The 10,343-nt window shown below is 42.8% G+C and carries 9 protein-coding genes and 2 rRNA genes; all 11 read left to right on the top strand.

Annotated features, from left to right (window positions below; translation table 11 throughout):
* Nucleotides 1-102 (top strand): 23S ribosomal RNA (locus BLQ16_RS09725); the annotation flags it as partial.
* A gap of 67 nt (nt 103-169) precedes the next feature.
* A 5S ribosomal RNA gene (gene rrf, locus BLQ16_RS07010) occupies nt 170-285 on the top strand.
* 376 nt (nt 286-661) lie between these two features.
* Nucleotides 662-1,948: an MFS transporter gene (locus BLQ16_RS07005; RefSeq protein WP_091792030.1), complete on the top strand. Its 1,287-nt coding sequence runs from the start codon at nt 662-664 to the stop codon at nt 1,946-1,948.
* Between the two features lie 28 nt (nt 1,949-1,976).
* Nucleotides 1,977-3,377, top strand: a complete 1,401-nt coding sequence (locus BLQ16_RS07000; protein ID WP_242868971.1) for an FAD-binding oxidoreductase — start codon at nt 1,977-1,979, stop codon at nt 3,375-3,377.
* 41 nt (nt 3,378-3,418) lie between these two features.
* Nucleotides 3,419-4,876, top strand: coding sequence for an amino acid permease (locus BLQ16_RS06995; RefSeq protein ID WP_091792029.1), 1,458 nt, complete (start codon nt 3,419-3,421; stop codon nt 4,874-4,876).
* A gap of 97 nt (nt 4,877-4,973) precedes the next feature.
* A complete protein-coding gene (locus BLQ16_RS06990) occupies nt 4,974-5,756 on the top strand; it encodes an IclR family transcriptional regulator (RefSeq protein WP_091792028.1) in 783 nt (260 codons plus the stop codon).
* A gap of 88 nt (nt 5,757-5,844) precedes the next feature.
* Entirely contained in the window at nt 5,845-7,176 is a 1,332-nt protein-coding gene (locus tag BLQ16_RS06985) for an acetyl-CoA hydrolase/transferase family protein (RefSeq protein WP_091792027.1), read from the top strand.
* Nucleotides 7,177-7,204: 28 nt separating this feature from the next.
* Nucleotides 7,205-8,392: an aminotransferase-like domain-containing protein gene (locus BLQ16_RS06980; RefSeq protein ID WP_159428027.1), complete on the top strand. Its 1,188-nt coding sequence runs from the start codon at nt 7,205-7,207 to the stop codon at nt 8,390-8,392.
* Between the two features lie 17 nt (nt 8,393-8,409).
* Nucleotides 8,410-9,027, top strand: coding sequence for an MFS transporter (locus BLQ16_RS06975; protein WP_091792025.1), 618 nt, complete (start codon nt 8,410-8,412; stop codon nt 9,025-9,027).
* A 23-nt stretch (nt 9,028-9,050) separates the two neighbouring features.
* A complete protein-coding gene (locus tag BLQ16_RS06970; RefSeq protein WP_091792024.1) occupies nt 9,051-9,272 on the top strand; it encodes a 4Fe-4S dicluster domain-containing protein in 222 nt (73 codons plus the stop codon).
* 9 nt (nt 9,273-9,281) lie between these two features.
* Entirely contained in the window at nt 9,282-10,343 is a 1,062-nt protein-coding gene (locus tag BLQ16_RS06965; protein WP_091792023.1) for a 3-methyl-2-oxobutanoate dehydrogenase subunit VorB, read from the top strand.

Below are 10,343 nucleotides of genomic sequence, written 5' to 3'. Positions count from 1 at the left end.
ACTAGATAAGACCCCAGAGAGACGAACTGGTAGATAGGTCGGGCGTGTAAGAAGAGCAATCTTTTGAGCGGACCGATACTAATAGGTCGAAGACTTAACCGAAGAAGTTAAGATGAAATAGACAATTGAGTAGTAGACGTTGCTGTATAGTTTTGAGAGAAATCTCAGCACCGGTGATAGAAGCGAAAGGGCCCCACCTGTACCCATCTCGAACACAGAAGTTAAGCCTTTCAGCGCCGACGATAGCAGGTAGACTTTTCCTGTGAAAATAGGTCATTGCCGGGTACATAAATAATAGAAGCCTTCCTGAATAGGGAGGCTTCTATTTTTACGTGCTTGTCTGTGCCTATTTTTGGGTAGAAGTCCCTGCCGTCAGGGGTATGGCGGACACAGGCCCATAAGGCGCTAATGTATAGACCACTCCCAAGCGGTCATTGCCGGGTACATAAGAAAACGTCAGGACATTTGTCCTGGCGTTTTTTTGTTGCCCTGGCTAGACTTATTTTCGGTCAAAAGTCCTTCTGTTATATAAAAATAGAAAATTATCGGCAAGAATTTTCAATAAAATCAAACAGATTGTTGACAGGTTGGAATTGAGCTGTTATAATGCTAAAAAAAGAACGGCGTTCTATTATGATGGACAGTATGGGAGGAGATAAAGATGGAGCAAAGAAAGACGAGGGAACGTTTAAGCCCGAGGCAAATAATAACCCTGTTTTTTCTAGGTCTTGGCTACACGGTTGTATATGCGACGCCTTTTATTCAGTATGTGTTTTACGACTCTTTGGTTGCGGCTCTTGGATGTACTCAACAACAATTGGGATATTTGATAACGATTTTTGGCATTGGCAATCTGTTAGCAGCCGTTGGTGGCGTGCTTAGTGATAGATTTAATGCAAAAACCATTTATATGATTGGTATTGGGTCCATATGTATTTTAAATTTAATTTTTGCAATTCACATGACCTATCGATTTGCGCTTATAGCGTGGGCTGGATTTGCCATTGCCGGACTTTTTTTGTATTTCCCTGCGCATATTAAATTAAGCAGATTAGTTGGTAGCGAAAAACAGCAAGGTACAATTTTTGGTTTGGTTGAAGCTTTTTGCGGGCTTGGTAATGTTATTGTCAATTTTTTAGCCTTGTATTTTTTTACAAAATTTGCGACAGATAAGCTTGGTATAAATGGCTTAAGGGCGGCTATAATTTGCTATGCGATTATTGGCGTTCTAACATTAATTGTTCTTTATTTTTTGATACCATCTCCCAAAGAAGATTTTGTCGAAAATAAAAAAGGAGATATTTCTGAACCCGCTGACAAAATGACCTTTAAGGACTGGATTTATATCTTCACAAGTCCGAGAACCTGGATGAGCGGTATTGCCGTTTTTTCCACCTACACAATGTACTGCACGCTGTCCTATTACACACCCTACTTTAGCAATGTTTTGGGGGTATCGGTGGTGTTTACTGGAGGGCTTGCAATCATCCGGACATATGGGACGCGTTTCATCGGTGCCCCATTTGGTGGTTGGCTGGGCGATAAAATTAATTCACTATCATTGGTCATTGGTATTTCTTTAATGGGGGCTATTTTATGTGTTGGTTCATTTATGTTTATGCCTAAAGGAATAAACGCTAACATTCTTATAGCCATGACCATTATTACAGCAATTTTCACTTATATGGCACGTGGCTCCATGTTTGCGGTTCCTACAGAACTCAAAATTCCCCGTAAGTACGCTGGCTCAACATCTGGGCTGGTATGTGCGATTGGGTATATGCCCGATTTGTTTATTTTTGTCTTGTATGGTTATTGGCTTGATAAGTATGGTAATGATGGTTTTAACAAAATCTTCACTTTTGCTATAGCCGTTATGGCTCTTGGGGTGGTTAACTCTATTATGATTTGGATTTATAAGAGGAAAAAAGGCTTAGTTAATGGATGAAGAATGTGCAAAAAAAGGAGTATAAATTATGATGAATCAAAGAATTGACGACAAAATTATTGACCGCTTGGTTGAGATATCTGGTGAGAAATCTGTGCTGACAGATGATATTGAGAGATATCTTTATGATGAGACGGAAGAACTGGTACGCCCTGAAGCGGATAAGAATTGTGTGGTTGTAAGACCGTCCACATATGAAGAGGTTTCTAAAATCCTACAAGCAGCTAATGAATTAGGGTTTTCGGTGCTGGTAAGAGGCGGCGGCACTGGTGCTTGTGGTGCTGCGATACCGACAAAACCCAGTGTTATTCTAAGCATGGAAAAGTTTAATAAAATTCTAGAGGTAGATAAGGTTGGCATGATGGTTACTGCGCAAGCAGGTGTGAGCTTGTTCCAGCTTAATGAATATCTCGATAAAGAAGCGCATGAACTCTACTTTCCATGCCACCCGGGCGACGAGGGGGCGCATTTAGGCGGCATTGCAGTTGAAAATGCTGGCGGCGTGAGGGCGGTCAAGCATGGGATTATGCGCAATTATGTAAAAGGTTTAACCGTTGCTCTGCCGTCTGGTCAAATCGTAAAACTTGGTGGGAAGCTGCTCAAAAACAACATGGGGCTTGATTTGATGCATTTAATTGTTGGCTCTGAGGGTATCCTCTGCATTGTTTTAGAGGTCATTTTTAAGTTACACCCCAGAATGGAATACACCGGTGCCATGGTAGCTTCATTTAATAATGCGGAAGATGCTGTGAATAGTGTAGTCGCTACGCAAATTTCTGGAATTGTGCCGTTAGCAGTGGAATATATGGATCGCGATATTGCTGTAAAAACAGCGGAACAAATTAGTGGAAACTGGCCTATGAACGATGACGGTAAAGTGGACATTATTTATATGCTTGAAAGTAGAGCTGAAGATGAGCTTTATGAAATGGCTGAAAAAATTGATGAAATTGCACGAGAAAACGGTGGATTAGATTGCGTTATTGCTGAGAGCAAAAAGGATCAAAAAAATATTTTGGATGTGCGCTCTGCTATTTATGAAGTGTTCAAACCGATTTTTGTGGATTCTTTAGATGCTGCTGTCCCCGTCTGTCATATCAATGATTTCTTAAAAGATATTGATGAGATTGCAGATAAGTTTGCTACAACTTCTCCACGAGTTGGTCACGTCGCTGACGGGAATTTTCATAACTTTATTTTGCGGTCAGAGGATGGGAGTACGCCAGACTGGGCGGATGAAATGCGAAGAGATATTTACACGGCAGCCTTAAAATATGGTGGTACGGTTACGGCAGAACATGGTACAGGTAAGACAAGAAAGGCTTATTTGGACATGCAGTATCCGAGAGAAGTAATAGATATTATGAAAAATATCAAAAAAGCCTTTGACCCCAATCATATTTTAAATCCTGGAGTTGTGGTTGATTAAAACCGGGCTATAAATTTAAATACTGAAAAAAGGTGTTTGCCATGGGCGAAAAAGCAAATATAACATTTGACAATCTTCAACGTGGGCTTAAAGGACGTCATATTCATATGATTGCTTTAGGTGGCACGATTGGGACAGGTATTTTCGTAGCCTTAGGCGGGTCACTGTCTACTGCGGGGCCGGGGGGCACGCTGCTGGCATATGCTGTAATAGGGATTATGGTCTATTTTCTCATGATGAGCCTTGGAGAAATGTCCACATTTATGCCTGTCTCCGGTGCGTTTGAAACCTATGCATCAAAATTCATAGACCCAGCTGTTGGATTCGCTTTGGGTTGGAACTACTGGATTAATTGGTCTATTACACTTGCATCAGAACTCGTGGCGGCAGCAATGTTAATTAAATTTTGGTTGCCGGATTCATCTTCGCTTTTATGGAGTGGTCTCTTTTTAACCATTTTAGTTGGCTTGAATCTTTTGTCGGCCAAAGCTTATGGCGAGTCAGAGTTTTGGTTTGCGAGCATTAAAGTCATTACAATTGTAATCTTTTTGATTTTAGGGACATTGATTATAACCGGCATCATAGGAGGCAAGCCAATGGGCTTCCATAATTGGACCATTGGTGATGCTCCTTTTGTGGGTGGCCCGACTGCATTTTTTGGGGTGTTTTTGATTGCCGGCTATTCATTTATGGGGACAGAGGTCATTGGTGTAGCGGCTGGAGAATCTGATAATCCCAAAAAAGATATCCCGAAAGCGGTCAGTACCGTCTTTTGGAGAATAATGATTTTCTATATCGGTACAATTGTCGTCATTAGTTTTATAACGCCTTATACGGATCCGGATTTGCTGCAAAACGGGATCAGTTCTGTTGGCACGAGTCCTTTCACCTTGGTTTTCAAAAGAACTGGGATGGCATTGGCAGCCTCTGTCATGAATGCTGTTATTCTCACGGCGGTTTTATCCTGTGGCAACACAGGCCTATATGCCGGCTCCAGAATGCTCTTTGCAATGGCGAAAGAAGGTAAAGCGCCTAAATTGTTTTTGAAGCTTAATAGACGAGGCGTTCCGGTCTTTGCTGTTTTATTTACAGCTGCAGTTGGGATGTTGGCTTTTTTAACCTCTCCATCAGGGACCGGGCGGGTGTACATTTGGCTTATCAATGGTGCAGGCTTAACCAGCTTTATGGCATGGTTTGGGATTGCGGCAAGTCACTATCGTTTTAGGAAAGCTTTTTTGCATCAAAATATAGATTTGGAGATATTGCCCTTTAAGAGTTCCTTTTTCCCTTTTGGTCCTACATTGGGCATGCTGCTTTGCGGCCTCGTTATTGTTGGACAAGGTTTTACTGAATTGAGTGCCTCGGTTATTGATTGGACTGGTATGATTGTGTCTTACATCAGCATCCCGGTATTTTTACTTTTGTTTTTGACCTATAAGATTAGGCACAAAACAAAATTTGTTAAATATCAAGATATTAACTTAAAAATCCATAAGTAATAGGTGCTCCAAACATTCTACTCTTCGGAATTATTTATGGGCGGCAAATAAATACTATGGTATAATAGAAAAACCGTTATAAATAAGAGGTGGTAGAATGTCATCAATCATTACTTCTTTGGATCGTGGGCTTGAACTGATATTGCTGTTGTATGGCAATGGTAAAGAAATGGGCGTTACGGAAATTGCAAAAGAATTAAATGTGTATAAAAGTACTGTGCACCGGACGCTTATTACATTACAAGAAAAAGATTTTGTCAGGCAGAACCCTTCTACAGGAAAATATTGGCTTGGAGCGATATTTTATACCATAGGCTTAAAGGTGTCAGAACGCTATTCCTTAGGGGATGTTGTCGGCCCAATTGCAGATGAGTTACATGCCCAGGTGGGTGAAGTGATTAATGTTTCTGTCTTGCACTTCGACCAGAGAAATGGCTACCAGAGTATCATCGTATATAAGTCCCAAAATTCCAACAATGTTCTCTCCATAACCCCCAGTCTTGGCAGCAGCATGGACGCCCATGTATCAGGGGTTGGCAAATGTTTACTGGCATGGAATGGTCAACTTGATGACGATTATTTAAGAAATAAAAAATACCAAATATATACAAAGAACACGATTGATAATTATGATGATTTGATGTTAGAGTTGGAACGCGTGCGTCAACAGGGATACGCTATTGATAATGAAGAACGAGAAATCGGCTTATTTTGCATAGCGGCGCCCATTTTTAACAGCTCTGGAGAGGTCGGTGCGGCCATTTCAATTTCTGGTCCGAGAGACCGTATGCTGGGATCTGACGAGTTGGATAAAAAATTGAGATACTTGCAAGCAAGCGCAAAAAAAATATCACAGCAAGCGCTAAGTTTTAACTATTAATAGGTTTATCAAGCTAGACCTATTAATAGTTAATAGCCTAATAGTAGAACGCCGTTCTATTTTTAAGAGGAGCTTTAAAGGAGGTCTTATGAACTTTACGGAAGAATACAGGTCTAAATTAACGACGCCTGAAGAGGCTGTCCAAATTGTTAAGGATGGCGACTGGGTGGAGTACGGTTCTTTTGCAGGGCCGACCATCGCTTTAGACAGGGCTTTGGCTAACCGAAAAAATGAATTGAAAGATGTAAAGGTCAGGACAGACTACGATCCGCTATTGCCTGCGGTCGTGGAAGTGGACCCAAAAGGTGAAACCTTTACCTATCAGAGTTTTCATTTTAGCGCAGTAGAAAGAAAGTTGGCTGCAGAAGGGTCCTGTTATTATATTCCGATGCTATATCATGAATTACCGGCATATTACCATAAAGAATACAAATCTAATGTAGCGATGTTGCCGGTTGCGCCAATGGACAAAGACGGCAACTTTAATATGGGCCCCCAGGTCTCCCATCATAGAGCGATGATAGAAAATGCGGATTATGTCATCCTTGAAGTGAACGACCTAATGCCGCGTTGCTATGGGGGATATAATGAGACGGTTCACATCAGTGAGGTAGATGCGATTGTTGAGGCAAATAATCCATTAGCTGTGATACCTCCCTCAAAGGCTTCGGATAAGGAAATGAAAATTGCCGAATATGTTGTCAAAGAAATTTGTGATGGCGCGACGATCCAGCTTGGCATAGGTGGTATTCCCAATGCGATTGGCAGCTTGATTTCAAAGTCAGATTTAAAAGACTTGGGCATCCACACAGAAATGTTCACCGATTCCATGGTAGAGATGATTGCCAGTGGGCGTGTCACAGGACGCCGTAAAAATCTTAATCCCGGTAAGCATGTATTTTCTTTTGCCACTGGTATGAAAGAGTGCTATGAATTTGTAACGGAGAATACTTCCTGTGCTGCCTTCTCTGTGGACTACACCAATGATCCCTTTGTGATCGCCGCTCATGATAATTTTATGGCCATCAATGGTGCTTTAGAAGTGGATTTATATGGTCAAGTGGCGAGCGAGAGTATTGGCCCGCGGCAGATTTCAGGTACCGGCGGGCAATTGGATTTTCTGTTGGGTTCTTATAGATCAAAGGGGGGAAAGGGATTCATCTGTTTGACCTCAACTTTTACTAAAAAAGACGGCACCCAGGTAAGCCGGATCACCCCGGCCTTTGCCAAACATACGATTGTGACAACGCCAAGGACGGTAACCAACTATGTCGTTACCGAATATGGGGTAGCCCAATTAAAGGGACGATCAACCTGGGAACGTGCTGAAGCACTTATCAATATTGCACATCCTGATTTTCGCGAAGACTTAATTAAAGAAGCGGAAGCATTAAAAATTTGGCGTAGGAGTAATCAATAAAGAGCGTGTTAAAGAAATGGAGGCAATTATGAAACTGGCATCTCGTATCAGTGAGTTGGAACCTTCAGATATTCGAAATGTAATGAAGATCATTGCGGCCAACCCCGGTACGATTTCTATGGCCAGTGGTGCACCGGATCCCAAGCTGTATCCTACTGAAGCCATAGCTGCAAGTACGGATCGCATTCTTAAGCAGGAACCGGGCCTTGCCCTATCCTACGGCATGACCTTAGGCCGCTTGGAATTGCGCGAACAAATAGCCAAACTGATGGTGCGAGAAGGCGTTAGCTGTACAAAAGATCAAATCATGGTTACGACAGGGTCCCAACAAGGGCTCTCATTAGCTGCCCAGTTATTTTGTGATCCGGGCGACCTTATTGTCACTGAAAATCCCAGCTATCTAGGTGCGCTATCTGCCTTTAAACCGCATGAAGTGAATTATGCGGGGATTGATGGTAATGATGAAGGGATGGATCTAGAGGCATTAGAAAAATACTTAAAGTCAAACAAAAAAGTTAAAGCCATTTATCTTGTGCCAAACTTTCAAAACCCGACAGGCAAAACCTGGACAAAAGAAAGAAGACAGGGTCTCCTTGACATTGCCTATAAATACGATTTGCCCATTATAGAAGACAATGCTTATGGAGAGCTGAGGTATGAGGGAGAGCGGGTGCCCTCCTTCATGTCTCTAGATACGAAAGGGCAAGTCATCCACTTAGGCTCTTTTTCTAAGATTTTATCGCCGGGCTTACGCGTGGGCTGGATGGCTGCCTCTTCGGACCTCATTAATAAACTGGAAATGCTTAAGTATGGCGCTGACTTGCAATCTGTTGAGTTGACGCAAATGATTGTTACGGATTTTTTGACCCACAATGATCTTGATGAACATTTAGATAAGATTAAAGCGGTTTACAAAAAAAGACGTGACGCGATGTTAAAGGCGATTCAAGAAGAATTTCCCCCGGAGGTTCATTATATTAGGCCGGAAGGCGGCATGTTTGTGTGGGTTGAATTGCCGGAGTACATCGATACCAAGGAGCTGCTTAACCAGTCCGTTGAACGAAAAGTCGCCTATGTGCCCGGTCAGTCTTTCTACCCGGATGAAAGTAAAACGAATACCATGAGGCTTAATTTTTCTGCCATGGAAGAGGATAAAATCTCTGAAGGCGTTCAAATTTTAGGGCGGTTGATTAGAGAATTAATTGCCCAACACTAGAGAAAAGGGGCGGCAATATGACTAAGTCTCCGGCAACGTGGATCCTTGCAACAGGAATCTTCTGTGTCTACTCTTTCCAGGTGACGACAACGTATTTTACCCCCTATTTTTCAGCTGTTTTAGGCCTGGCAGTCACTTCTGCCGGTTTTATCACCTTGTTGCGCGACCAAGTGATGAGGCTCCTGGGGGCTCCCTTCGGTGGTATGATTGCGGATCGGATTCAATCGCCTATTAAAGTGTTGCTATTGGTGTACATTGTCGGCTTAACGAGTATCCTGTGCTTCCGTATGATTCCTGCTGAGACACCAACCGTTTTAGTTGTCCTCATGACCCTGTTTATTGCTTTCTTTGTCTACATGGGGCGGGGGGGTTATTATGCAGTGGCCTCAGAACTCAAGGTATCCAGAAAATATGCAGCGACAACAGTAGGTGTCGGCGCTGCAATGGGTTTTTTACCGGATATTTTTCAGTTTTTACTGTTTGGACACTGGCTTGACACCTACGGCAATGCCGGATATGACAGAATGTTTATCTTCCAGGCTGCCGTCCTCGCAGTGGGGATCGTGATTGCCACATTGAGCCTCAAGTTCAAGTCCAAAATAACACATAAGGGTGAGACGCTAAAAACTTTATAAAAAAGCAAAAAGGAGAAGAAAAAATGAGTAACGCAAATGAGAAAAAAGTTCTTACCAATCCAAGTCGGTGCAAACAATGTGGTTTGTGCGTTGGAAATTGCCCGAAAAAATGTATTTCATTTTCACCTGAAATCAACAAAGCAGGATATCATTACACCGTCATTGATGATAGCAATTGTATTGCTTGTGGCACGTGTTATACCGTTTGCCCTGACGGCGTGTACGAAGTTTTAGGAGAGAAGTGAGGGATTACGATGAAACAATTTATGCAGGGAAATGAAGCAATCGCAGAAGCAGCTGTACGAGTAGGGGCAAGAATGTTTGCTGGTTATCCAATTACACCAACAACGGAAATCCTGGAATACCTTTCTTGGCGGCTGCCTGAAGTAGGCGGAACTTTTGTTCAGGCAGAATCTGAAATTGCAAGTATTCATATGGTAGTCGGCGCTGCCACATGTGGGGTGCGCGCCATTACGGCTTCTTCCGGCCCGGGGCTGAGCCTTAAACAAGAAGGGATTTCAGTCCTGGCTGACGAGCAACTGCCGGCTTTAATTGTCAACTCAGTAAGATACGGGAACGGAATCGGTACCTTGGTTTCTGCTCAATGTGACTATTTACGTGATACCCGTGGTGGGGGCAATGGTGACTACAGACAGTTGGTTTTGTGCCCGTCCAGTGTGCAAGAGGCTGTTGACCTTGTCGAATTGGGCTTTGACTTGGCCGAAAAATATCGGATGGTGTGCATTTTAATGACCGAGGCAGCTTTATCGCATTTAATGGAAGATTGTACCCTGCCGGAATTCCGTGAACCTCACAGATATGAATGGGGTATGGATGGGCATTATTCGCACCCGCGCATCGGGATTTTTGATCGCGATAGCGTTCAAGAAGCTAAAGAATTAATGGTTGACAAGTATGCAGAGGTAAAAGAAAAGGAACAACGCTGGGAAGAAGGGCATTTAGAAGACGCTGAGTATGTGTTTGTGTCTTATGGCTTGCCGGGACGCAGTACAATAGGTGCTGTTGAAAAGCTACGCGAAGAGGGTGTGAAGGTAGGGTTTATTCGCCCGATTACGGTCTGGCCCTTCCCGGTCAAGGCTTTCCAAAATATTTCCGACAAGGTCAAGGGCCTTATTACTGTCGAAACGAATGCGACAGGACAATTGGTTGATGATGTGGCGCTGACGCTTAAAGCTCAAGGACGCGGGAATATACCGGTTTATACAAACCCTCATATTTGGGGTGTCCCATCAGTTAAAGAGATTATTAATGACTACCAAAAAGTCGTTAATGGTGAATTAAAAGAGGTGTATTAA

The sequence above is a fragment of the Peptococcus niger genome, from assembly GCF_900101835.1.
Classification (GTDB): Bacteria; Bacillota; Peptococcia; order Peptococcales; family Peptococcaceae; genus Peptococcus; species Peptococcus niger.
Note: the sequence above shows the minus strand (reverse complement) of the source record. Positions and strands in the feature narration are given on the sequence as shown.

Excerpts from the sequence above, each read along its gene's own strand:
- BLQ16_RS07005 (WP_091792030.1), top strand. The coding sequence starts at position 662 with ATGGAGCAAAGAAAGACGAGGGAACGTTTAAGCCCGAGGCAAATAATA.
- BLQ16_RS07000 (WP_242868971.1), top strand. The coding sequence starts at position 1,977 with ATGATGAATCAAAGAATTGACGACAAAATTATTGACCGCTTGGTTGAG.
- BLQ16_RS06995 (WP_091792029.1), top strand. The coding sequence starts at position 3,419 with ATGGGCGAAAAAGCAAATATAACATTTGACAATCTTCAACGTGGGCTT.
- BLQ16_RS06990 (WP_091792028.1), top strand. The coding sequence starts at position 4,974 with ATGTCATCAATCATTACTTCTTTGGATCGTGGGCTTGAACTGATATTG.
- BLQ16_RS06985 (WP_091792027.1), top strand. The coding sequence starts at position 5,845 with ATGAACTTTACGGAAGAATACAGGTCTAAATTAACGACGCCTGAAGAG.
- BLQ16_RS06980 (WP_159428027.1), top strand. The coding sequence starts at position 7,205 with ATGAAACTGGCATCTCGTATCAGTGAGTTGGAACCTTCAGATATTCGA.
- BLQ16_RS06975 (WP_091792025.1), top strand. The coding sequence starts at position 8,410 with ATGACTAAGTCTCCGGCAACGTGGATCCTTGCAACAGGAATCTTCTGT.
- BLQ16_RS06970 (WP_091792024.1), top strand. The coding sequence starts at position 9,051 with ATGAGTAACGCAAATGAGAAAAAAGTTCTTACCAATCCAAGTCGGTGC.
- BLQ16_RS06965 (WP_091792023.1), top strand. The coding sequence starts at position 9,282 with ATGAAACAATTTATGCAGGGAAATGAAGCAATCGCAGAAGCAGCTGTA.